Here is a 24098-nt window from a genome sequence, read left to right as displayed (position 1 = left end):
TGGTGGCAATGAATCCTGTAGTTCTTGGTTTTGGCAAGTGAAATCTCTCGGCTTCGTCATATTCCTTCTGATAACTCTCTGGTCGGCACCGACGCTACCGGCGGATATAATTCATATTGGGGGGTTAAACGGCGCCGACCCCTATGACACCCATCCCCAAAGATCAGTCCTGCTTGCCCTCTCAAGCGGTGGCGCTCGCGGTCTGGCTTCAATCGGGATTCTCAAAGCCTTCGAGGAAAAACACATCTCAGTCGCGGCCATCGCCGGAACATCGATCGGCGGAATTGTCGGTGGACTGTATGCCTGCGGGTACACTGCCGATGAAATCAGGGATCTGGTTGTAAATGCAAGTTTCTCGAATTTGCTTGCCAACAGCCCAAACCGAAACTCTATGTTCCTCACTCGACGACTGGAGAGCGAGCGGCATCTATTTTCCATCCGTTTCAACAGCTTTACGCCTCGGATTCCTATCGCGCTTTCATCGGCCCAGGCCTTGACCTCGTTTTTGACTTCAAAAACATCCTGCGCCGCCTATAAAGCGGGCGGAGATTTCAGCAACCTGAAAGTACCGTTTAAAACGGTAGCCACTGATCTTGTGACCGGCGAGACGGTTATTCTCTCGTCGGGTTCACTCGCCGATGCCCTTCGCGCGACAATGGCCTTTCCGCTGGCGTTCACTGGAGTGCTTCAAAATGAAAAACTGCTCATGGATGGCGGAATGCTTATCCCAGTTCCGGTTGACATTGTTCGCCAGATGTCTGATTCGGTTCATTTTGTGGTCGCGGTAGACAATTCAAGCCGTCTGCTCAGGCGCAGTGAACTTGTAACTCCGGTCGACATCGCCAATCAGGCGACTTCGATTATGGCCGCTGACAAACTCGAGTCCCAACTCAAGCGGGCCGATTTTGTTATCACACCCGATCTGAGAACTTTCAATGCCTCTGATTTTGATTACGGCGAGGCCCTAATCGCGCTTGGATATCAAGCCGGACTAACCGCCGCCGACAACATTATTGCCAGACTCGACGAGCAGTTTCGGGACACTATGATATTTGAGCTGGCCGATTTGTCGGTAACCTCACCTGATCCTACGCTTGTCGGGACTGTCACCAAAGCCCATCTGTCGAATCGGTTCACCCGGACTGGACTGATAAAAAAACTCAAAGAGATCGTTCGCCGTGACAGACTCTTCGGGATACGGGTTGAACTTGTTCCGGCCGAAATGCATCTGAGCGCCGCTTCGGTTCTCGCAAAAAGTATTATGCTTTCTCTCACGCTTGAACCCCAGTTGCATGCCGAGCGGATCAGCTTTTCATTTTTGGGAAATCAGATCCTTTCCGATTCAGCTCTGTCTTCGCAATGTCAGTTTCACAACTCACGTATCGATCCCCGCTCACTTCAGGAGTGTCTTGATAATATTATTAGCCTTTATTCCACAAAAGGCTTTGACCTGGCCTATATCAGAAATGTGTCGATTGATTTTGAGACCAATCAAATCGACATCGATATCGACGAGGGGATCATAAAGCGCATCGATGTCTCAAACAATATCCGCTCCAAGGACTGGCTGGTACGCTCGTATTTCCCGCTTACAATCGACGAACCATTTTCCAGCAGATCGGCATCGAATGGGATCGATGCTATTTACAGCACCGACCTGTACGACCGCGTAAGTTTGACACTCATGCCGAACGACAGCGGAGCTGTCATTGACCTTTCAGTCTTGGAGAAGCCAGCCAAACAACTTCGTGTCGGCTGGCGATGGGACGATGAATATCAATCGGAAGAGTTTCTTGAACTTCTCGATGATAACATTTTTGGCGCGGGGATTCAGGCATTGGGGCATACCGGATACGCGCAGGATCGCCAGGATTATTATTCCACATTAAAAGTAGACAGAATATTCAAAACATATCTGACCGCACAGGCAAAAGTCTTCCACAACCGCCTGCTCCGCCCTCTTTATAATACTGAACAGATATTCACTGGAGAACGCAAAGAAATTAAATGGGGCGGATCGTTCAAAATCGGCCAGCAGATAGCGCGTTTCGGCATGGTGACCGGCGGCATCTCGTTTGAAGAAATACGATATCTCGAAAATGGCGTTAACATGCAGAGATTTGGCCAGCGAAGTTTACACCTGGAATCATTGGTCGAAACGTTTGACCGTGTCCCTTTTCCTGAGACCGGAAAAAGACATATTATTGCATTCCAGCAGTCAGGAAAAATACTCGGCGGAGATTTTCTCTTTACCAAATTTTACAGTTCGCTTGAATCTTATTTTCCAGTGAACAGAAGAATAAATTATCATCCGAAAGTTTCGATTGGAGTCTCAAGCGATGCTTTGCCGCCATCAGAGAAATTCTATATAGGCGGCCTCTACTCGTTGTCGGGCTACAGTACATACCAATTGTCCGGCGACAAGATGATTTTGCTCAACCATGAACTTCGTGTGCGACTGCCGATCCGGCTGTATGCCATTGCCCGCTACGATATCGGCCGTGTCTATTCTACGTCTGAAGTATTCCGGCTGAAAAATTTCCGTCAGGGGTTTGGGGCGTCGTTGGCATTTGATTCACCACTTGGCCCGTTTGAATTCGGCTATGGTGTGACAAACAACGATTTCGACAGATTTTATTTCCAGGCGGGGTTTACGTTTTAGAGGGGGGTTGGTGTGATCTTTTCTTTCCCCTCTCCGAGGGGTAACGGGTGACGTCGAATCTTACATTACGTCATTGCGAGCTCCGATTCTTAGAGGGGCGTGGCAATCTCATGTTATATTCCGTCGTGATCAAACAAGGCTTCGTCTACATTCTTACCAACAAAACTCGAACTGTCCTCTACACGGGTATAACTTCAAATTTGTCCGTTCGAATTCAGGCCCATAAAGATGGTAATGTAGAGGGATTTACTAAACGATATAAGTTAACAAGGCTTGTTTATATCGAGGTATTTAATAGGATTACTGATGCCATCACACGAGAAAAACAAATAAAATCATGGTCTCGTTCGGCAAAGGTGAAACTCATTCTGGAGTCGAATCCGGATTGGCTCGATTTGAGCGAGCAATTATGAAGGTGTGTATGGAGACGAATATGAGATTGCCACGCCCCTCTAAGAATCGGGGCTCGCAATGACGAGCCGAAAGTGCTACTTGAATCTTGTACCACACTCCCGACGTTCGTCGGGACGGTGTGATCTTTTCTTTCCCCTCTCCCCCTGGGAGAGGGGAGGGTGAGGGCTCATTCATGGGGAATACAGAATCGCCGAACCACAATCCGACATTGAATGGAATTGTCTTATGTACTTCGAGTCGATTGACTCATGCACCATTATCAAAAAATAACTCATGGGCGGTAAAGGATTCGAACCTTTGACCCCCTGCGTGTAAAGCAGGTGCTCTAACCAGCTGAGCTAACCACCCAAACAAGACTTCGATCGGACAAACAGATGTCGCCCGACCCTATCAACCAATATAAGGCCAATGCAGGCAATAGTCATTTGGAAAATAGAGGATAAAAAGCGAGCAAAAAAACTAAACAGTGGGCGTACTGTCGCCGTCGGTCGATGTCCTATCCGATGGACGGTCTTTTATCATAATCGCGATCGGCACCAGCACACAATAACCCACCACCAGCAAAAACGGCGCGAGGGTCATTGAGCCCTGCGAGAGCGTCACAAAACCGGCGATAATGACAACCAGCGCGATGGCAAAGAAGATATAATTCTTCTTTCCGAACGGCCAGATGATGGTTCTTCCGGCTGGGGCGGGGGGCAGTTTTTTCTTAGGTACAAACGGCATAGTGAGTGGGAAAATAGAGGAATCTTACCCAAAGTCAAGAGTTTTGTGTAAGCAGGGCGGGTCAGTCCGCCCCGCCACAGCGGGCGGCGCGGCGGACTGACCTACACCAAAGAGAAGAGAATATGAGATTGCCACGTTGCTCGTCCGCCGTGGCGGACTCACTCCTCGCAACGACTCACTTATTAATGTCATTCCGGTGAAGACTGGAATCCAGTGTTGATATTAGTGCGGGACGTCCCAGTCGCGCACCAAAATAAAGATCACACCACAAGCAGTGTGGTACAAGATTCAAGTAGCACTTTCGGCTCGTCATTGCGAGTTTCGCTTCTGAGTCCGCCCCGCCACAGCGGGCAGGCGCGGCGACTGACCTACCAATATCGAAGAATATGAAATTGCCACGCCTACCCGCTGTGGAGGTTCCTTCTGCTTTGCCTCATTCCTTGCAACGACTTATCTTTCTGTCATTCCAGTCCGCCGTGGCGGAGAATCCATCTTCTCTTTAATCTCGTACCATACTCCCGACGTTCGTCGGGACGGTGTGATCAATAATGTAGTGCAAGCAAAGACGGCCTGTACGTCTATTTACCCTGGTTTCCCGCGTTCGCGGGAATGACACTGCAACGACTCATTGGAAGGAACTGTAAGAACAATATTAAGAAAGCTCTAATTCGGATTTTGGCTCTTCAAGACAAACCGACAACCCCACTGCCCAGACAAACATCAGCAACTGACGAACCTCCTCGTCTTGAAATGTTGCCTCGGTCAACGAAGCAATCAAAAAGAAGGCGCAGCCAAGTAGCGAACCTATTAACCACTTTCGCTGGGCCGAATTCTGTGGCAACCTTTTTAATCCGCGATACAATGTCCTAAGAACCATCAACCAGACACCAATAAACAACAGCCCGCCCGGAATGCCGCTTATGACAGTGACAGTCAAAATATCATTATGGGCATGGCTGTATTTCCAAGCGTTGTAAATATCCGGCTTGAGCCGAGTCACATACTCATCATAGAAGTTTCCCGTTCCAACTCCAAAGAGCGGGTTATCCCAAATTATATCGATACTGTTTTTCCAAATAAACGGCCGTCCGCCTTCGTAGCCGGGATTAACATCCTGCGGAAGTTGTGTGAGGTAGCGGCTCTCTGAACCGGGGATCAATATCACCGCCGCGAGGATACCGACCACGATAATTCCAATGGGCAGAAAATATTTTTTCCCTGCAACCAAGGCGGCTACAAAGAGAATTACGAGTATTGCGGCGATAGCGGTTCTTGAACTGCTGAGGACAACCGCGAATATTCCAAGTATAGATGCCGCGACAAGCAGAGACCCAATCCTATTTTTGATCCATTCTTTTCCACTCAGAGCTGTTCCGAGCAAAAAGAGCGAAGCAGTTCCGAAAAAATTTGCAAATGTGAGTGGGTGTGAGAAATTTCCACGTATCCGATCGCCATCGATAATATCCGGCGCCGAAGGTTTGAGAAAATGGGTGTGGGTGAAATACTGAAGGATTCCATATGCGGCAATCAAGGCAACGCTGATGGCAAATATGCGAATAAGTATCGCGCACTGTTTTTCATCGCGACACAGATAAGCCCCGATCGGAACAATCAGAAACAGCCATTCTTCTTTGAGCATCGAAAGAGAGAAAACAGGCCTGTCACTCATATACGCGCTGAACGTCAGCCAGACAAGATAGATTCCGATCATGCGGAAGACTGGATTCAATGGACGCAGTCGCGGCAATACATCGCCGTTGAATGAGAGTGCGATAAAACAAAAGAGAGATATTCCGAAGGCGATTTGACTCAAAGCTATGGAGAATGGGGAGGCAAAAACAAAGAGCGCGAAGAAAATGAATGTCAGGAGTTCAAGGGTGCGGGACATCGCATTTCCAACTGCAACGCCACCGCTACACAAATAAATCGCGCTCTATCAGATCAACCAGAAGATGAACAATGAATAGATGTTCCTCTTCAATTCGCACCGATGCCGGATGTGAAATTACAAGCGAGCGATCTACGATTCCACGAAGTTTTCCGCCATTCCCGCCAAGCAGTGCAACCGCGATAAGGCCCCGTTCACGGGCAACCTGAGCGGCACGAACAAGATTTGTCGAATTGCCGGTGGCAGAAAGGATCATGAGCAGATCCCCTTTTTGTCCCAACGCCTCAATCTGCCGCGAGTAGACATTTTCAAATCCATAATCATCCGCCGTGCCGGTCATAACCGAGAAGTCGGCGCAGAGTGCCATTGCGGGAAGTGCATGACGGCTTCGTTCACGACTCAATCTTACCACCAACTCGCCTGCAAAAAGCGAAGCGATTGACGCGAGCGAGCCATTTCCGGCTATCATGACTTTTCCGCCCGAGCCGATGACGCCCGAGATGACATCGGCAGTCTCCACAAGTTTCGGGCCGAGCTGTTCAAAGACCGCCTGACGAAGAATGACTGAGTCATCGACTTGGCGTTTCAGTTGCAAAAGACGCTCTTGTTGATTCATACGCCGATAGCGGATTTGGTGTGGGTCGCCGAAGTGACTTCACGCAAAAAAGTGAAATGCGGATCGCGTTCTATTCTATTTCCCATGATAATAAACCTCGCGCCGTTTTCGATTCGCACAGCGCAGTCATCGGGAGTTTGCAATCCGCCGCCTACCATAACCGGAATATCGACATAGGATGAAACTTCCTTGACCATTTCGACCGGAACGGCTTCAACCGCGCCCGAGCCAGCTTCGAGATAGACCAACTTCATTCCCAAATACTGAGCGGCTAAGGCATGGGCGCAAGCGAGGTCATTTTTAGCGCGCGGTATTGGACATGATCCGGAAATAAACTGCACTGATGTCAATGGGCCAGATTCGATAAGCATGTAGCCGGTCGGAATTGGTTCAAGACCGAATTTTTTTACCGCAGGCGCCCCTTTGACCTGCTCGTCGATAAGATAGGTCGGGTTGCGTCCGGAAATGAGGGATGTAAAAAGTATCGCATCGGCATGCTTGGTTATCTGCGCGTAGGAGCCGGGAAAGATAATGACCGGCAGGTCTGTTTCGACTTTGATATCTTTGACGGCCGTGGCAAAATCTCCATTGAGCATAAACGATGTGCCAACTAAGATAGCATCGACTCCGCACTCTTCTGAGGCCGCCGCCAGCGCGCAGTATTGCGACTGACTGAGCCGGTCAGGATCAATGAGCAAAAAAAATCCGCCGCCGCGCTGTTCGGAAACCGTCATAAGCTGGCTGAATATGTTAGGCATTCGCCTCCTCAAGTTTATCTTTTATCATGAGAGCGAGACGCTCAAACAATTCTGTCGGGTTGGTGTTGTCAGCGACGCCGCCTTGGGCGAATGATGGCTTTCCGCCCCCGCGTCCGCCGAATTGCGGAAGAAGTTCTTTCGACAGTGACCCAATATCGAGTTTTAGTTTCTGTGTTGCCAAACCGGTCGCGGCTGACATGAAGGTGGACTTGCCATCGACTTTTCCAACTGCGGCGACAATGACCGCATCGGCGCGCGATTTATAACTGTCAACCCAGGCCGCAATTGTGTCTTTGTCGGTCTCTCCGAAATCATGCGTGACTAAGAGCGAGGGCCCAATTGCGATTTCCTGCCCGACACTTTTTGTGCCGCCGGTAAACATAGCGGCTTTGACTTTTTTTACTTCCTTCTGCAGATCCGAAACAGTCTGCTGCAACTGTTCAATCGCCGGAATAACCTCGGTATCGGTGCGGTTGACAAGCGCGGCAATTTGTCGGACTGATTGTTTATTTTTTAGCATCGTCTCGATTGCCGCCCGCCCGGTGATGGCTTCGATTCTGCGGACACCGCTTGCGATTCCGGTTTCTACCACGATCATCAATGGCCCAATCTGACCGACATTTTCGACATGGGTTCCTCCGCATAGTTCTTTGGAAAATGACCCAACTGAAACAACCCGCACCGTATCGCCGTATTTTTCGCCGAATAGGGCCATGGCGCCGCTCTTTTTGGCTTCCGCGACTGGGACTTCGGGATCGGTGTGCACCGGCAAGTTACTGATGATCTGCTCGTTGACAATTTGTTCTATCTGAGCCATTTCATCTCTTGTGACTGGCTGATGATGAGAAAAATCAAAACGAAGCCGGTCCGGGCCGACATACGAGCCGGACTGCTTGACATGCTCGCCAAGCACTTTCCGCATGGCCGCCTGAAGCAAGTGCGTGGCGGTATGATTGCGCATAATATCCCATCGGCGTTCGATGTCGACTTGGGCGGTGACAAGAGTGTCTGCGGAAAAATCCTCCGGTTTCCCTTTGAGAATAATTCCTTCGTGGAGAATGGCGTCCTGATATTTGTAAACATTGAGTACACGAATCTGTGCATAACTTACCGAAATAACGCCGGTGTCGCTAACTTGTCCTCCCGATTCGACATAGAACGGCGTTTGATTTAAGACGAGATGAAAATGTGTTTCCCCGGTCTCGGAACTCACATCGGAATCTCTTAATTGAATAACCGAAGCTGTCGCGAGACTTTCCCTTACAAATATCGTCGACTCTAATTGAACATTTCCTTTCCGATATGCACTTAGAATACCCCATCCATGTGACTCAAACTTCGACCCGGCCCGAGACCTCTCCTGTTGCTCTTCCATCGCAAGCTCAAAGCCTATTCGGTCAAGTGTCAATCCCTGCACCGAAGCAATCATTTCGGTCACGTCATAGGGAAAGCCGTGTGTGTCATAGAGCCGAAAGATATCTTTGCCCGGCACGACCGAGCGTATTGTCGCGCGAAGTTTTTCGGCGACATTCTCAAACAATTCCAATCCCGTCTCCAGCATCCGCCCAAAAGATTCTTCCTCGGCTTTCAGTACATTCATCACATGAGATTCTTTTTCCCGAATCTCCGGATATGCCGAGCCCATTTCCTTTACAAGTGTCGGGACAAGTTTATAAATAAATGGCTCATGCGCGCCCAAGAGTTGTCCGTGCCTTGCGGCACGTCGCAAAATCTTCCGCAGTACATGGCCGCGCCCCTCATTTGAAATCCCGGCCCCGTCGGCGAGCGAAAATGTCAGCGCCCGAAGATGGTCGGCAATGACATGGTGCGATGACTTATTATCTTCGTATCGTGATTTGGTTGTTTCGGAAATTGCCTCTATAATATTCTGAAATAAATCAATACCGTAATTGGTGTCTGTTCCTTGCAGTATCGAGGCAATCCGCTCAAGCCCTGCGCCGGTATCCACCGACGGCTTGGGAAGCGGCGCCATCTGTCCGTCATTTGTCTGGTCATACTGCATAAAGACAAGATTCCAGATTTCAATGAAGCGGTCGCCTTCACCGTTGACCCTGTCATCTTTTCCTGAGGCATACTTTTCACCCCGGTCAACATGGATTTCCGAACATGGCCCGCATGGACCAACATCCCCCAACGACCAGAAATTATCTTTTTTACCGAACCGCAAAATGCGCCCGTTTCTTAGCTCCGGCGCGATTTTCTCCCAAAGCGCAAAGGCATCGTCATCAGTCTCGTATACACTCGCCCAAAGCTTGTCTTTGGGCAATTTGAGTTCCTTGGTTATCCATTCCCAGGCATAGACAATTGCCTCTTCTTTGAAATAATCGCCGAATGAAAAATTGCCGAGCATCTCAAAAAATGTGTGGTGACGCGCCGTAAAGCCGACCTTATCAAAGTCATTGTGTTTCCCGCTAGCGCGGAGGCACTTTTGGGCAGTAGTCGCCCGCTTGTAATCGACAGTCTGCTTGCCTGTGAAGATATCCTTGAATTGATTCATCCCGGCATTGGTAAACAGATGGAGCATGGTCGGGTCATCGAATGGTATAACAGACGATGACGGCAATAAGCGGTGATTGCGTTTCTGGAAAAAGTCGAGAAACGATGTGCGTATGTCGGCAGTCTTAATTGTCATCTCCTCCTTCGCACTCGGCGCTCAACTTTTCAAACGCCGCCTTGGCCGCTGAATAGCTAATCCCTCTTCGCGAAAGGTAAGTATATGCTTTGGTTCTCGCCCGTTCAATATCAAACTGCTTAAGAACCGGCCATCGTTTTCGAAGCGAACGTTCGGCCAAAGCGTCCTCGTCATCCTCGACAATGGCCATATCCACAATTTCTTCAGCCAAATCATGGGCAATCTTTTTCTTTTTGAGCGTTGCGATGAGAAACGACCGGCCCGAGGGATTTCGCTCAAGCGATCTACGGACAAGAGCGTTGGCGTAACGGGCGTCGTCGAGAACTCCCGCCGATTTAAATTCTTTTATAACTGGCGTTATTGCTTCATCAGAAAATTTTCTTCGCTTGAGTTTATCGAATAGTTCACCAACCGAATGTCCCCGCAGTGCCAGAAGCCGGCTGGCGGTCGCTTTACAGGCAAACAATTCAATCTCGCGATTTAGCTGTTCTATCTGCGCCGCGGTGAGAACAATTCCGGCTTTGAGCAGATGTTTGTGATATAGTTCATACGGCACATCCAGTGGCTCTTCCTGCTCGGAGAGTTTCAGTCTGTAGCCCGCAGTAATCGGCTCTACTTTTTCGATTGTTTTATTCATACTTCAACAACAGCGTATTTTATTTAAATATCGCATACTCTTGGTAAGGATAATATCGACTTGGATGACAATTTTCAATTAGATGAGCGCACCGGGGTCGCTCGACCACAGAAAGGCCATAAAAAATAACAAGCAAGTCACTTCCTTATTGACATTAATAACATGCTCCAATATGTTTGGCAAGACTATACGTATATAAGTGACTCTTTGACAATAGTTTCACTCATACGAAATAAATGAGAAAATGCAACCTGTGTTTAAGTAGCAATTTAGCAGGTAACATTTTAGAGCTTTTAACCGCTGCACGAGAACTGATACATGGACCTCGATCTTCAGGGAAATATAGAAAAATTCACACTTCCGGAAATCTTTCATCTCGTCGCCATAGGCAGAAAATCCGGCACGCTTGGAATACAGCGCGATGACTTTATTGTCATGGTCTATTTCGACAAAGGTGACATCATTTACGGCTACGGCCCGAGACAAACCTACCATCTGGGGCAGCTCCTCAAAGAAAAAGGGAAGCTCACTGTCGCCCAGCTTGAGGAGGCCGTCGCAAGTCAGGCGCGTACCGACAACAGCAAACGGTTGGGCGAGATTCTAATCAACAAGGGCTTTATCGACCGCTCTGATTTAGAGAAAGTCGTCTCACAACAGGTTGAAGAACTCCTCTATTCGCTCCTCTCATGGCAAAGCGGATCATTCAAATTCTATGAAAATCAGTTCCCAACCGAAGAAGAAATAACCGTCAAACTTTCAGTTGAGAATGTCATATTAGAGGGACTTCGCCGCCTCGATGAGATGAATTTTATCAAGGAGACCCTTCCCAATTTTGAAGTCGTCTTCTCACTCTCGGCTACGCAGGCGGGACGCGCGCGCGCTATCACTCTTGAGGCCGATGAATGGAATGTTATGGCTTTAGTCGATGGCTACCGCTCGATAGATGATATCTGCGCGGCAAACAAACAACCCCGGGAGAAGACACTTCGGGTGTTATCCCAATTGAAACTTGCTGGTATCGTGATCAGTACTGAAAAGAAAAACGTAAAAGGGCGCGGAATTAAATCTGACTCAACTACAAGCGCGGCGCTCGAAACTATGGTCAACCGCCTGGCGTTGCATTTCGAAGATTATCTCACCGAAAAGTCCGCCAGTAGCAATAGAATGTCCACGCGAACTGTTACGACACCTCTCCACGGCGAGGAACTTTGAGCCAGATAGAATCTTTGACATCACTTGAACGCCTGCTCGAATCATTTCTTGACCGCGCAGTCGAGCTCAAAGAAGAGCGGCTCGAGGTTCTTGAAGGAATCAACCGGCTCGATGACATCGCCCGCGGATTCCTTGCCGGTGATGACTTAACCGAAGATGTTGGGGGGTGGTTCGCCGAGCATAACACGTGGCTAAAAGAAACCGTCCTCAAAGATGCCGATAGAAATCGTATCGCGCTGATCCTGGGAGAGATTAAAAGGGAAATTCGTGTCACGGAAGACTCCTCCCCGGCTATAAACAAAATCTCAAAAGAGATCTCCCGCTGGAGTCACACATCGACCGGGAGTGGCTCGACCATTGATGGTCAAACCCCGGCATTGAGCAAACTGGATTCAAAACCACCACGGCTTGTATTAAAGCGCGGCGCGGAGAATGTTGTGCCGCCTCTGTCCATGGATATGCCTCGCCGCTCGATTAAACAAACCCCCGAACCTGTCTCCAATGACACTATCGCCATGTTCGGCACTGTCTTAGAGCGAACAAGCAACCTATTTTCAGACATTAAGCGGGATCGTGAGCACCTGCTTTCGGTCCTCGATGACAGCCTGAAATCTGCTATTTTACAGCAGAATAAAGATGCCTTGCTTTTGTCCGGCTTCATAATATATTACCTTAAGCAAAACGGCTATATGGTTGAGCCCTATGTCAAACGGCTGAAAGAGGCCGAAAATATGCTAAATAGCGCAACTGGCAGCACCGACAGTGCTAAGCGACGGTCATAAAGATGCTAAACCCGTCCGAGAAGGCATATTGTTTGGCATTACGGGCTATACGCCAGAAGCAATACCGTGCCGCAATCGACTATTTCGACAAAGCGGCTCCTTTTTTTCAAGAAAACAAGGAATTCGGTCTGCTTCAGGAAACAACTCGACTCCTGCTTGCTGTTAGAGCAGAAATAGCTGTTTTAGGAAACGATGACGACATAATAGTCGAGGAGGTATTTAGCGATGGCAAAGAAGCAAAGTTTCGCTGACAAGGCGAGCAAGAAATCACTCCATAGCACATGCTCTGTTTGCAAGACAGACATCCTGTTTGTCAAACATGTCAAGGCTCTCAAGGCCGACAACGGGGCATGGAAATTCCGCGCCGTTAATACCGGCGTGTGCAAGTGCAATGAAAAAGAGATCTATGCATAAATAGATTCTGAGACAATTTTTTCTTCTGAAGCCGGCTGTGAGAATCAGCCGGCTTTTTTTTGGAGTGTGAGACCTGATGCAACAGTTTAATTTGCTGGTGCACGAGGCTTTCAAGTCCGCCACACCACAGCGGGCAGGCGCGCACCGCGTGAAGAGAATCCGCCACAATCGGCAGGCGCGGAGGGTCGGTATGTTCATTAAGTTCCTGTAGCCCACCCAACGGGTGGGTTTTTATATGGCCCGTATGAGGACAAACTGTTTACTGAGATAATGTGCGGGGCAGAGACACCTCGCACGAACATTTCGGTTACCCACTCCGCCGCGGCGGACTTATGTTCTCTTGCCTTGTCATTCCAGCTTGCGCTGGAATGACAAAATAGAGGGGTGACTGCACTTCTTAGTTCTTCGTGCGGTCCGCCACGGCGGACTGTCGCGCACCGCGTGAAGAGAATATGAGATTGCCGCGTTTCGCTCAGAAGCAAAACGCGCAACGACATATTGTGCGATTCGTTATTTCCCTCTCTTTCGGGAGCGGGCAGGGTGGGGGCTTATTTGTGAGGAATACAGAATCGCCGAACCTTGGGGGTTCGTCGCCACAAGAGTAAGAGAGCACGCAGGGGCGAATCGCAATGGCGGGATGAAGAGGGCAACCACAGGGGGTTTGCCCCTACGGAATATCGACATAATATCGGGTGTGGCGTTGGTATAATCGGTCTGGATTTGTAGGGGCAGGTCCCTGTGCCTGCCCTCATTTTTTCTATTGATGTCGGGCTTCGGATTCTTGTACCACACTCCCGACATTCGTCGGGACGGTGTGATCTTACTGTTTCCCCTCTCCCAGATTGAAAGAAGAGGGTGAAGGCATATTCAATTTAGAGAAGACTCGCAGGGCATAAAAATAAATGGCTCCAATGAAGATAATTTCCCTTGACAGCCAATCCCCTCTTCCATATCCTAACACTTTAAGAACAGCTTAATCGGAGCTACAAGAAATCTGGCTGGAAGCACTCGGTCTTTTGACCGACATGGGTCCTCGCCACACTTCGGAGGTACAGTCGTCTATGGCGACACACTCACCATCGGGCCGCTCAGGCGGTCACCCATCAGAGCGGCGAACACTCTGGCAATTCCATTCCTATCTTCTATTTCATGATCGCCGACGCATTATCTCGACAAAAACAGAATCAGTATATAAGCCGCCATCCGATTATTCTCGGATGGTTTTTTTAAACTTATCAAGGAGGTCACGATGCGTCATTTAGCGGTCATGCAGGGACACTACGGCAAAACAACATTACTTCGCTCGAGATTGCTCGGTGCGGCGCGGAAATGGTTTGAAAAAAATGAATTCATGGAAATCTCGGTGCCGCATATCACGGGTGCGACCGGGTCATGCGAGTGGTTTCCGAATGCCATGCCGGTAACTATGTACAACGAACTCGGATCCGAAGCAAATATGTTTTTGCGCCAGACCGGGCAGTTGTATCTTGAGGCATTCACCCTCGCCCATAACCGGGTTTACACTATCGGGCCGTCGTTTCGACAGGAACGCAAAGTAACCGACCGGCATTTGTGCGAATTTACCCTAATCGAATTCGAGGGGCGCGATTTTGAACTGGATGGCCTCATGGACCATATCGAATCGCTCACCAAGGCAATGTATTCAGCCGCGACCGGTGTGAACGGTATCGAGGCTCTCAACCGATACGTCGCCTTGCCATATAACAGAATCGCTTATAACGACGCTATTGCCCTGCTCAATGCAAACGGCCATGATCTCGAAATCGGCGATGACCTTGGTTCTGCCGAAGAACTCGCCTTGTGCAAACTTCTCAATGACTTGCCCACTTTTGTCACGCATTATCCATCGGATCCAAAACCAAAAGAGGGCGGGGTTATCAAATTTTTCTCGATGAAACGCGATGGCCAGGAAACCCTCTGTTGTGATTTGCTTTTGCCGAATGTCGGCGAGTCGGTTGGCGGGGCTGTTCGCGAAGGCTCGGCTGTTACCTGCAAGAAGCAGTTCGAGGAATCATATATGTTCGATCATCTGGTCGAGCGTGGAGTCGATCCGAAACAATTCGAATGGTATTTCGAAGTGCTTGAGCATGGCGAAGGACAGTCATCGGGCTGTGGAATTGGCTTCGAGCGGCTTGTGCAATCAATACTCGCGCTTGACTTGAGCGCAGGTAGGTCGAGTATAAAAGCGGCTATTGAATTACCGCGCTCACCAGAGTATCTTATTCCATAAATAAAACTCCCGATCAATGTAAAAACGGGACCTCTGCAGATGCGGGGTCTCGTTTTTTATTTATTGGCGTTTGTAATTTTGGGAAGCGTGAACAAAGACAACCATCTTGTTCAGCTCTTTGCCGAAATACGGCATGCGTCGAAAAGCTTCGATTGGCATCTGTACATCACGCGCTTTAGAACGGTCTTCGCGGTAGAAGGTCTCGTACGAGTCATGGAAATAAAAAGAGTTCTCATCGAAACCGGTGACGACAACCCAGTGTGGAAGTCGGACATTGTGCAATCTATAGGTTGAAACAAGAAGGATGGGAATCCAACCGGCGTTCATTCGATCGCTAATCTCATCGAATTTGAAATTCCTCTGCTCGGCGGTCGCGCCAAGCGCGAGGGCTTCGGTTTTCATCGCGCTATGAAGTAATCGTATAACATCTTTTTTTTCAGTCGAGCGGACGGTGGAAAGAAAGGGAGTTTTTTTGCCCGCGATAATAACATGCGCTTCATAGCCGCGTTTTCGCGCGGCAATGGCCAGGCCAAACGGATCGCAGCCGCCGACGCCGGACATCATATATATAAGCGTCGCTTCCTTCCACAGAGTAAGTTCAAGTGTTCTATCGACGACAAGCGATGTATCGAGGGCCTTCATGGCCATCATCAGGCAGGCCGATCCGCAGGTGAATTCGAGCGACTGAGAGACATAAGGAATATCGAGCCGCATACCCGAATCTTCCCTCGGAAGATTCTTTTTCATACGCAGGGCATTCATGCCATCGGAATAGTATCCGGTGATAGTGCCGAAAGCAGTGTAGCCGAATTTTTGGTAAGCGGTGATCGCCTGTCGATTATCAGCGCGGACTTCGAGCGCAATCGATTCACATTTGTTTTTGACAGCTTCGTATTCGCAAGCCTGCAGCAATTTTCGTCCGAATCCCAGGCTTTGGAGTTTTGGGTCTATAACAATTGAGTACAAGCGGCCAATAGAGGATTTCGCGCGCCAGAGCATAATGGCCGAGCCCACAATCTCTTTGTGCATATCGAGAACTAAAACACTCGCATTGGAGTTTGCAATCAGCCGACGGTATTGTTCTTTTGAGAAACGATCAAAAGCGAACCCGGACTCTTCGAGTTGCAGTAGAGAAGGAAGGTCAGCGCGTTCGGCATGGCGGATAATATGGGACTGTGACATAACTCATTTCCAGTCGCCGACAAGATAGCGAACCAGACTCTCATAGATATTCGGCGCGTTTTGGTCCTCTTCTCCCAGATGAATAGTCGGGTTATCGTTTACCTCAATTACCACAAAATCATTGCCGACCTGCTTTAAGTCAACACCATACAATCCATTGCCAATTGCCTGTGTGGCTTGAACGGCCACATCGAGCAATTTCTGGTCGACCTTGTCGAGGTCAAATCCTTTGACTGGGCCATGAATCTGACGCCCGTCTTCGGTATACGTCAAAATCTTCCAGCGTTTTTTTGGAATTTTGTACTGGCAGACATAGATCGGTTTTCCGGCCAAAACGCCTACCCGCCAGTCGAATTCCGATGAAACAAACTGCTGGGCAACGACCCGATCGGCCCTTCGCAGAAAGCGTTTGCCTACTTTGGCAAACTCAGCAGGAGTGCTGACCCGTTCGACATACATCGAGAAACTGCTATTGGGCGCTTTGAGCACAAGCGGATTGGAGACGGCTTTGAGCAGTGATGACCCGATATCCGGATTGAGATCGGCTTCGGTCAAAAAGTGGGTCTCGGGCATAGGGACATTATGCATGCGAAGTCTTTTGTACATATTCACTTTGTCGCAACAGATAACAATCGAATCCGGATCATCGATAACGCGAAGGCCGTTTAGTTGCGCAAGCCGTGCGACAACATAGGATGAGTTCATCGGATCGGTCAGGGTACGAATGAAAATGGCCTGGTACTGCGGAATCTTGTAGATATCCGGACGGAAAAGAAAATCGACGCGGTGGTTCATTTTGAGCGCGACTTGAGCCAATCGCATGAGCGCGCCCATTTCCTCGGAGCGGCTGACAGTATAGCGTTCAATGAATATTCCTATATTCGCCATGAGACCAGCCTGTCGATAATTTCTTTTTCTCGCTTGTTAAGTTTGCCGTAGGTCAGGGGTTGGAGGGCGCTCAAAAGTATCGTGCCGTCCTTGAGGACAATGACCCGCACCAGCGCAAGCGGCAATCGAAACACCCGCCAAACAGCCCCGGCAAGGTGGCGGTAGCGCGGAGTCAGACATTCGCCGAGAATGCACCGAAAATAACCGACCCGCGCACCGGGCGGAAGTTCCTGGCAGGAGATAGCATAGGTATAGTTGCGGGACATCGACTTTGCCACCCGCGTTTGTTGTCCCTGTTTGGTGACGATACTCTGGCGGGTCATGAAGGGATTGAGCGAATCGACAATAACCGGCGGCTCAAAATAGCCGTTGGTGATATAGTAGTCCGGTATCGGCAGTCCGACCAATTTAATTTTTTCCAAAAAGAGCGGGACAATATAGCCATCGAGAGATTCTTTGCAGGTGGGGTGGACCCGTTTTTTGTCGTATTCCCAATCCTGCGAGGCATAGTAGCCCGGGCCGAGATAATAGTAATCTCCGCGAAGGTTGACATAACAGTCTTCGCGACTGAAATAGGCCATGTAATCGTGGGTTACGCCCCGGTCGGGCAGAAGTGGTTTTTTGAGACGGGCTAGCGCCACGGCAGAGATATCCCCCGTGATGCTGGATTGTTGCCATTGACAGGCGGGTGTGCAAGCAGACTACTCCGTCCGGAACTATCTTGTTGCCGGTCGGCGGCAATCTTCCGTCGCCTATCCACGTCTAAACTTTTGTGTCCGTCTTTTTGTGTCAACACCGTGGTGTGTAAAACCAGTTTTCTCATTAGTTGGTTCAACTAAACGAATTTACACCAAATGTCAAGGGGTAGGCGAGAAAAAGAGGTGGCGAAGCTGTAAGTACGGTTAGAATTTCTTCGCGCGGGACGCCGCGGAGGCGGGCGCATTTTCCGTGGTATCGGTTACCCTGCCCGACACTATAGGAAACTGAAACCCAAGTCTGTATTATACACGCCATGAAACCTATCCTCATCATCCAAAATGTCGATGTCGAAAAAGGAGGCGCAATCTCTGACTTTTTCACACGGGAATCAATTCCATACAAACAAATCCAATCCTACGCTGTCGAGAAACTGCCGCCAATAAACGAAATCCGCGCAGTCGTCACCCTCGGAGCGCCCTTTTCTGCTAACGACGCGCAAAAGCAGGAGTTCACCAAAGAGATCTATCGTTTCACTGCCGAAGCCATCAGGGCTGATATTCCGTATCTCGGCATATGTTACGGCTCGCAATTGCTGGCGAAAGTTTTGGGCGCGGCCGTAGTGCCGCACACCTCAAAAGAGATTGGAGCCTCGACGGTGCGTCTGACCGAAGCGGGCTTGTCTGATCCGCTCTTTGCAGGTTTTGATCCGGAGTTTCCGGTTTTTCAGTGGCACGGCGAGGCATTCAAACTTCCTTTCGGCTCGTCGCTTCTGTGCGAAGGCGCCGAGTGCAAAAACCAAGCTTTTCGAAAGCGAAACGCAGTGGGTATCCAGTTCCATCTCGATTCGAGATATGATGAAATACCAGATATGTGCCGGACATCGCCAAACGATTTAGCCGATGTCAATAAATCTCCCCAAAGCGTAATAGCGGAATTCGAAACAAACGCGGCAAGATACCAAAGTCTGAACGACAAACTGCTGAAGAATTTCTTGGGGTTGTGAAAGCATGCAGCGGGTCTCTTGGTCTTGTAGCGATTCCGCCGTGGTTCGCCGCAGGCGAACGGTTCAGTGATTCTGTATTCCTCATGAATATACCCCCACCCAGAGGAAGAGGGGAAAGAAAAGATCACACCGTCCCAACGAATGTCGGGAGTGTGGTACAGGAATACGGAGAATATGAGATTGCCACGCCCCTCTCAGAATCGGGGCTCGCAATGACGGGGTGGGTATGTCTGCTATATTTTCCTGTACCACACTCCGCCGTGGCGAGACGTACACCAGCAACTATAGTTCCCCTGTAGCGCGGGTCCGCTTCGGCCCCGCGGGTCTTCATTCCCCAAAATCGCCGGGGAATTCTAATCTTTCTCGCACTCCCCAATCCGAAGTATACTGTCCTTCCTCAAAATACCGTTGGAATGAGGACCATTCATACTCTCCCGGTGCGTCAACCAAACCCTCGGAAACGGGATTATAATGCACATAATCGATGTACCTGTTCAACTCACTTTCAGACCTGACAACTCTATCCCAGAACCGCGACTACCAAATTGATCGGTTTTTTCGATTGTTGACGGAATTATACGTAAGTGAGAACGATGATTTTATCCTTTGAAGAATAAGTGACAAGGAGACATTGTCTGTGTGTAGAATGAGGTGAAAGTGATTCGGCATGATTACCCATGCAATGAGGTCATACGAATAGCGATTTGTGATATTGTGAAATGTGTCCAGTAGCATTTTTTCATTGCCCTCAAGGACAGGTAATCTATTGAAAGTAACGGAAGTCACAAAGAATGTTCGCCCCACAATTTCATAGCGACGAAGACCAGGCATAATCAGTTACCGATAAAAGATTGAATGTCAGACTCGCGGGGCCGAAACGGACCCGCGCTACAAGACGAAGAAATTTGAGATTGCCACGCCCCTCTCAGAATCGGGGCCCGCAATGACGGGGTATGAGTGCCTACATTAATTCTTGTACCACACTCCGCCGCGGCGGAGTGTGTGATCTTTATATTGGTGCGTGACAGGGACGTCCCATACAAAGTCGTAAGGACAGACTGGTGCACGGGGCTTTCAAGTCCGCCGTGGCGGGACGTACACCAGCCACGGAATCTCACAAAGGAGAGCAAGACAATTTCACTGCGCGGCGCTGGTGTCCGGCGCCCACGATGCCGGTATCGTCGGCCAGGACAAACTATGCAGAACATCTGGTAAGGCGTCTGGATTGTTCGGATCACGAGAACAGCACCTAAAATACGTCCGCTGGTTCCCCAGAATATCCCAGACATTGTTCATGTCTATATAGAACAAGCCTGTGAAGAAATCATAGAGTTCAAAGGGAATACCGATTGTGAGGTCGTTAATGATTTCACTCCCACCAGGCGTGTAAATTATCTTCTCTTTCAGCCCCCCATTCTTAGCGGCGGCTAGCCGGAGATGAAGTTTGCGGGGGTTTTGGACAATAAACCCGGTCATCAGAAACCCTGTCGGGTCCTGCTCCCAGAGACTCACGAGAGGCTGTGAGCCAAACCATGTCCATGTCGTCGTGTCGGGCGGATCATTGTCATTATTGATGTACGACGCTCCACCGCTTACGCTCGCGGTTCCGTACGAGTCATCCATCGCCGGAAAGACGACAGAATAGTAACCCGGTGTCGTGTGCGGAAAATCTCGGAAAGAATGGACATCAGCCCGGAAATGAGCATCGATGACAATTTTCCCAAGGAGCGACCCAAAATCGTCTGCTTTATATGTAAAGAGGCCATGCCATTCGGTGAGATTGACAACGTTGCTTTTGCGCTTAGTGCTGGATGATGGTCCGGTGAGTCCATCGATCTCGACTGTCACCGGCCCAACCGAACCTACTCCGGTGTTGGGAATAAATGCGAAAATCATGCCCGGCTCCCAGGAGTAGATAGGCAGTTCGGTCCCGCCCACAATCACACGCCCTTTGGATCCGGGGTCACTACCGAAGAAACCGGTAATATAGAGGGTATCGAAGTGCTCAACGACGGCCATATACCTGATGCTTGGAGAGAGGATGCCGAAATCACCAGTGCCAGCAGTATATTGGAAGACAGTTTTCTTGCCAGGAGCCACAAGCGAATCAGTGGTTGGGTGCGCATGTAGATTTCTCGACTGGAGGTCTCCATAAATGGAGACCATATCAAATGGTCTCTGTGGGGGGGACTCTTTATAAGATTGGTAGAGATTTGCTCCCAACAGGCGATCAATCATAAACTGAGCTACAAGATTGCTGGCATCGGAAAAAACGCTATAAGACCAGCCGAAATACACTCCGGCATTCTTCGCAAGCATTGCTTGCTTCATCGGTTGGGCAAAAGGACCATCGCTTCCACACGCGTCAATATAGACCATTGAGTTTGCGGCGAAATTACCCCAGTAGTGGTCCACAAATTTTGAGGTAATTCCATAGTGGGCTTGAACAATCGTGTCCCCATTTGGCATGATATCGAAGGGCCCAACTTGAATCGCAAGTCGCTTGTGCTTGAGGTCAGTGATATAATTTGGGAGATTTGCCCTGGTGGAAATGGTACTTGTCCAGAGCGCATAAGCCATATCCGCTGAATCGAGACTAAAGTAGCCTGCGCCACCATGTGTGCTATAAAAGAAGACGCCATCACCGCCGACCGTCCTCAGGGCTTCAACAGTTTCGTCGGGTGTAGTTGCCACGTATCCACCGGCGTTTAACCAATTGGCGAGTGTCTGAGTTACTGGACTAAATAAATTATTCCCGAGCGTATTTAGCAATCGAGCTTGCAGAGAGGCGGGGAGCCCGCTGTTGACAATTGGCGGCCTGGGATGGCCGACTTCTCTCTTAATCGGGTAGGGATCATTATCCAGTGGCCGACTTCGGGACTCATATGGGACAATTATTTCGTCCTCTCGTGCTTCAGTCGGCAATCCACTTGAAGGGGGACGATTGTTCGTCACCAAGAGCAAAACACTGTCAACAAAGAGAGCCCAGACTGTGGAAGGACTATAGACTATACCAGCGCTATCAATCTCGGGCCTGCTATTCAGAAAATCTCGGATTTTTATGTATACATTGGGATCGCTGGTGAGCGAATCAAGCAGATGGGTAACGTCGTCGACCACCGCCATACGCGCTTCGGCGGACAGCATATTGCCGTCTTCGCAAGGGGCCGGTGACTCATACGTAATAAACATGTAATCGATCAAAACCGACAAATCGGAGATATCAATTACACCATCGGGGCTACCGTCGAGGTTACCTGCCGAATCGCAACAGGTCGGCGCGAGCGAAATAAACAGGTAATCGATCAGAGCCGACAGATCGCTGATATCTATTACCCCATCCGGACTGCAGTCAACATTACCTCGGACTGTACAGCAGCTTTGTGCATGTAGATCGTCAGCAGAGAAGCAGAGCAAAGCGATTACCAAAATTAAAAGAGCGAACGCACCAAATGGTTTGGGACCAGACGTTGGCCGACTGAAGCAAGTTTTTGTGCGTGAACTTTGATACATCCGACTCCTCCTCGAAAAATGAGTGTCCAAATACATATTGATGATCGAAACCACTTCTCTCAACGTTGACTAACAGTCTTAAGGAGCTTGTTGTTACAACAAAATATATAATAGGATTTCAAAAAATCAAGTCAAATTTGAATAATACTGTGCTGTCAGGCGCCCCCGCCTGACAGTCTTTTCTTCATCTTCCAGCGCGCCTGCACATTGTCACCCGCCCGTTCAAAATGACATACTCCGCTGACGGAGTAACCAGTGTTGATATTCGTGTGGGACGTCCCGGTTGCTCACCGGGGTCAAGAGAATATGAGATTGCCACGCCTGCCCGCCGTGGAGGGCCCCTCTCAGAATCGGGGCTCGCAATGACGGGGTGGGTATGTCTGCTATATTTTCTTGTACCACACTCCGCCGTGGCGGACGGTGTGATCTTTATATTGGTGCAGGCCAGGGACGTCCCGCACGAAGATGAAGATGGATTCTCCGCCCCGCCACAGCGGGCAGGCGTGGCGGACTGGAATGACATTGTTGGCGGACTGGAATGGTTTTGTTAGAGCATTTCGTTCTTCGTGGTGTCGGGCAGCCCAGCCTGACACTCCGATATTAGTAGGTCAGTGACCCTTGGGTCCTGACGTCTTATATTCGTTTAGTGTTACAGATGTCGAGAAGATGGATTCTCCGCCCCGCCACAGCGGGCAGGCGTGGCGGACTGGAATGACACTTAATAGGGCATCAAAAATCTGCATAGCCCCCCCCGCTAATTCAACTCCACCATCGTCTTCAATCTGTCCAGCTCCGTAGGACTCAGAAAACGCCATTCGCCCGGTTTGAGGTTTTTCAAATTAATTCCCGCAAATTCAACCCGTACCAGATGCTCAACCGGAAAACCAACCTTCTTGCACAACTGCTTCACCTCACGCTTGCGCCCTTCAGTCAAGACCAATCGCACACGCGAGAATCTTCCGGCAAACCCAAGCACATTCACTTTCGCATGGCCTATCGCGCCGTCATCAAGCTTGATACCGGCTTCGATTTGCGCCGCGGCTTCGCGCGAAAAAGTGCCGAGAACTTTTGCCTCGTATATTTTTGGAACTTCGTATTTGGGGTGAGCCAAACGATAGGTCAGATCGCCGTCGTTGGTCAGTAACAGAACGCCTTCAGTATCATAATCAAGCCGTCCGACGGGATAGACCCGCTGACGAAGCCGGCGTAAAAAATGAAGCACCGTGCGTCGTTTGAATGGATCGCGGAGGGTCGTCATAACCATGCGCGGTTTATGCAAAACAACGTAGATTTTTTCATCGACCGGACTAATGGCTGTGCCATCGACTTTGACGACATCAGTCGCTTCGTCTATGATCACGCCTACTTTGTCGATAGTTATATCATTGACGGTGACGCGCTTCTCGGCAATGAGAGCCTCTGCGCCTCGACGCGAGGTCACACCGCACAGAGAGAGATATTTATTGATTCTCATCAAGCGACCTCTCCAAAGAAATGTTTATGATTAGAATATACTATTGATGGGTCTTTTCGTCAAGCTCAAGGTCTGGCACGATTTCGTCCACTTGCTCGTCAGAAATCTCGTTACTTTCGGATTCAGCTGAAAAGTCGGCATTTTCGCCTGTTCGGTGAAGCGTAATCCTTCGGCCACCTGATTGTGGTGTCGATTGGCTTTCACCAGTCGGTAAGCTTTCAATATCAGCGTCTCTCTCAGCCGGATTATAGGTTCCATCGGCCACATTCAGCTTGCTGGCATAGGCATCAGCGAACGGTGTTTGCGGCAGACCGAGCTCGGTCTGC

Annotated in this window: 20 protein-coding genes and 1 tRNA gene; 8 read left to right on the top strand and 13 right to left on the bottom strand. The window is 49.5% G+C overall.

The annotated features are described in order from the left end of the window. Positions 1–37 precede the first annotated feature (37 nt). Both SGI97_05425 and SGI97_05420 read left to right on the top strand, forming a co-directional pair. Complete coding sequence (locus SGI97_05425; protein ID MDZ4723326.1) at positions 38–2662, top strand: patatin-like phospholipase family protein; 2625 nt, start codon at positions 38–40, stop codon at positions 2660–2662. Between the two features lie 110 nt (positions 2663–2772). Next, positions 2773–3075, top strand: coding sequence for a GIY-YIG nuclease family protein (locus SGI97_05420; GenBank protein ID MDZ4723325.1), 303 nt, complete (start codon positions 2773–2775; stop codon positions 3073–3075). A gap of 275 nt (positions 3076–3350) precedes the next feature. Here the strand turns inward: SGI97_05420 and SGI97_05415 are convergent. The 7 genes from SGI97_05415 to SGI97_05385 form a co-directional block, all read right to left on the bottom strand. Next, positions 3351–3424: transfer RNA gene (locus tag SGI97_05415), tRNA-Val, on the bottom strand. A 111-nt stretch (positions 3425–3535) separates the two neighbouring features. Beyond that, positions 3536–3802 carry a hypothetical protein gene (locus tag SGI97_05410; protein MDZ4723324.1) on the bottom strand — a complete coding sequence of 89 codons (267 nt, stop codon included), beginning with the start codon at positions 3800–3802 and terminating at the stop codon, positions 3536–3538. Positions 3803–4454: 652 nt separating this feature from the next. After that, entirely contained in the window at positions 4455–5690 is a 1236-nt protein-coding gene (locus SGI97_05405) for an O-antigen ligase (GenBank protein ID MDZ4723323.1), read from the bottom strand. A gap of 25 nt (positions 5691–5715) precedes the next feature. Next, a complete protein-coding gene (locus tag SGI97_05400; protein MDZ4723322.1) occupies positions 5716–6306 on the bottom strand; it encodes an SIS domain-containing protein in 591 nt (196 codons plus the stop codon). Continuing rightward, complete coding sequence (locus SGI97_05395; GenBank protein MDZ4723321.1) at positions 6303–7064, bottom strand: geranylgeranylglyceryl/heptaprenylglyceryl phosphate synthase; 762 nt, start codon at positions 7062–7064, stop codon at positions 6303–6305. The genes SGI97_05400 and SGI97_05395 overlap by 4 nt, the downstream gene beginning before the upstream one ends. Then, on the bottom strand, positions 7057–9717 hold the full coding sequence (alaS, locus tag SGI97_05390) for an alanine--tRNA ligase (protein ID MDZ4723320.1): 2661 nt from the start codon (positions 9715–9717) through the stop codon (positions 7057–7059). The genes SGI97_05395 and alaS overlap by 8 nt, the downstream gene beginning before the upstream one ends. Further along, the gene (locus SGI97_05385) at positions 9707–10354 is read right to left on the bottom strand and encodes a regulatory protein RecX (protein ID MDZ4723319.1); all 648 of its coding nucleotides are present in this window, start codon (positions 10352–10354) and stop codon (positions 9707–9709) included. The genes alaS and SGI97_05385 overlap by 11 nt, the downstream gene beginning before the upstream one ends. Positions 10355–10672: 318 nt before the next feature. Here SGI97_05385 and SGI97_05380 point away from each other — a divergent pair, with 318 nt between their 5' ends. The 5 genes from SGI97_05380 (at position 10673) to SGI97_05360 (ending at position 15013) form a co-directional block, all read left to right on the top strand. Continuing rightward, a complete protein-coding gene (locus SGI97_05380) occupies positions 10673–11566 on the top strand; it encodes a DUF4388 domain-containing protein (GenBank protein ID MDZ4723318.1) in 894 nt (297 codons plus the stop codon). Next, complete coding sequence (locus SGI97_05375) at positions 11563–12348, top strand: hypothetical protein (protein ID MDZ4723317.1); 786 nt, start codon at positions 11563–11565, stop codon at positions 12346–12348. The genes SGI97_05380 and SGI97_05375 overlap by 4 nt, the downstream gene beginning before the upstream one ends. 32 nt (positions 12349–12380) lie before the next feature. After that, on the top strand, positions 12381–12599 hold the full coding sequence (locus SGI97_05370) for a hypothetical protein (protein MDZ4723316.1): 219 nt from the start codon (positions 12381–12383) through the stop codon (positions 12597–12599). Further along, complete coding sequence (locus tag SGI97_05365; GenBank protein ID MDZ4723315.1) at positions 12574–12762, top strand: hypothetical protein; 189 nt, start codon at positions 12574–12576, stop codon at positions 12760–12762. Before SGI97_05370 ends, SGI97_05365 begins: the two co-directional genes overlap by 26 nt. Positions 12763–14011: 1249 nt before the next feature. Beyond that, positions 14012–15013 (top strand): amino acid--tRNA ligase-related protein, encoded by a 1002-nt coding sequence (locus SGI97_05360; protein MDZ4723314.1) that lies wholly within the window; start codon positions 14012–14014, stop codon positions 15011–15013. A gap of 60 nt (positions 15014–15073) precedes the next feature. On the opposite strand, the gene SGI97_05355 is transcribed toward SGI97_05360, so the two are convergent. The 3 genes from SGI97_05355 to SGI97_05345 are packed head-to-tail and all read right to left on the bottom strand — an operon-like array spanning position 15074 to position 17724. Next, entirely contained in the window at positions 15074–16195 is a 1122-nt protein-coding gene (locus tag SGI97_05355) for a peptidase C39 family protein (protein MDZ4723313.1), read from the bottom strand. 3 nt (positions 16196–16198) lie between these two features. Next, entirely contained in the window at positions 16199–17083 is an 885-nt protein-coding gene (locus SGI97_05350; GenBank protein MDZ4723312.1) for an ATP-grasp domain-containing protein, read from the bottom strand. Continuing rightward, positions 17071–17724 (bottom strand): RimK-like ATPgrasp N-terminal domain-containing protein, encoded by a 654-nt coding sequence (locus SGI97_05345; GenBank protein ID MDZ4723311.1) that lies wholly within the window; start codon positions 17722–17724, stop codon positions 17071–17073. The genes SGI97_05350 and SGI97_05345 overlap by 13 nt, the downstream gene beginning before the upstream one ends. A 371-nt stretch (positions 17725–18095) precedes the next feature. Between SGI97_05345 and SGI97_05340 the strand changes: the two genes are divergently transcribed. Beyond that, entirely contained in the window at positions 18096–18785 is a 690-nt protein-coding gene (locus SGI97_05340) for a type 1 glutamine amidotransferase (protein MDZ4723310.1), read from the top strand. 1137 nt (positions 18786–19922) lie between these two features. On the opposite strand, the gene SGI97_05335 is transcribed toward SGI97_05340, so the two are convergent. From SGI97_05335 to SGI97_05325, 3 genes are all read right to left on the bottom strand, one after another. After that, on the bottom strand, positions 19923–22298 hold the full coding sequence (locus SGI97_05335) for a hypothetical protein (GenBank protein MDZ4723309.1): 2376 nt from the start codon (positions 22296–22298) through the stop codon (positions 19923–19925). Between the two features lie 754 nt (positions 22299–23052). Further along, complete coding sequence (locus SGI97_05330; GenBank protein MDZ4723308.1) at positions 23053–23772, bottom strand: pseudouridine synthase; 720 nt, start codon at positions 23770–23772, stop codon at positions 23053–23055. Between the two features lie 40 nt (positions 23773–23812). Next, positions 23813–24098 (bottom strand): hypothetical protein (locus SGI97_05325; GenBank protein MDZ4723307.1); only part of this gene is annotated, 286 nt, incomplete at its 5' end.

This window comes from Candidatus Zixiibacteriota bacterium (assembly GCA_034439475.1).
In the GTDB taxonomy this organism is placed as follows: Bacteria; Zixibacteria; MSB-5A5; order GN15; family FEB-12; genus JAWXAN01.
This window is presented reverse-complemented; position numbering and strand designations above follow the sequence as displayed.

Coding starts and splice junctions, on each gene's coding strand:
- SGI97_05380 (MDZ4723318.1), top strand. CDS start 10,673: ATGGACCTCGATCTTCAGGGAAATATAGAAAAATTCACACTTCCGGAA.
- SGI97_05405 (MDZ4723323.1), bottom strand. CDS start 5,690: ATGTCCCGCACCCTTGAACTCCTGACATTCATTTTCTTCGCGCTCTTT.
- SGI97_05365 (MDZ4723315.1), top strand. CDS start 12,574: ATGGCAAAGAAGCAAAGTTTCGCTGACAAGGCGAGCAAGAAATCACTC.
- SGI97_05410 (MDZ4723324.1), bottom strand. CDS start 3,802: ATGCCGTTTGTACCTAAGAAAAAACTGCCCCCCGCCCCAGCCGGAAGA.
- SGI97_05400 (MDZ4723322.1), bottom strand. CDS start 6,306: ATGAATCAACAAGAGCGTCTTTTGCAACTGAAACGCCAAGTCGATGAC.
- SGI97_05360 (MDZ4723314.1), top strand. CDS start 14,012: ATGCGTCATTTAGCGGTCATGCAGGGACACTACGGCAAAACAACATTA.
- alaS (MDZ4723320.1), bottom strand. CDS start 9,717: ATGACAATTAAGACTGCCGACATACGCACATCGTTTCTCGACTTTTTC.
- SGI97_05350 (MDZ4723312.1), bottom strand. CDS start 17,083: ATGGCGAATATAGGAATATTCATTGAACGCTATACTGTCAGCCGCTCC.
- SGI97_05340 (MDZ4723310.1), top strand. CDS start 18,096: ATGAAACCTATCCTCATCATCCAAAATGTCGATGTCGAAAAAGGAGGC.
- SGI97_05385 (MDZ4723319.1), bottom strand. CDS start 10,354: ATGAATAAAACAATCGAAAAAGTAGAGCCGATTACTGCGGGCTACAGA.
- SGI97_05335 (MDZ4723309.1), bottom strand. CDS start 22,298: ATGTATCAAAGTTCACGCACAAAAACTTGCTTCAGTCGGCCAACGTCT.
- SGI97_05355 (MDZ4723313.1), bottom strand. CDS start 16,195: ATGTCACAGTCCCATATTATCCGCCATGCCGAACGCGCTGACCTTCCT.
- SGI97_05330 (MDZ4723308.1), bottom strand. CDS start 23,772: ATGAGAATCAATAAATATCTCTCTCTGTGCGGTGTGACCTCGCGTCGA.
- SGI97_05420 (MDZ4723325.1), top strand. CDS start 2,773: ATGTTATATTCCGTCGTGATCAAACAAGGCTTCGTCTACATTCTTACC.
- SGI97_05395 (MDZ4723321.1), bottom strand. CDS start 7,064: ATGCCTAACATATTCAGCCAGCTTATGACGGTTTCCGAACAGCGCGGC.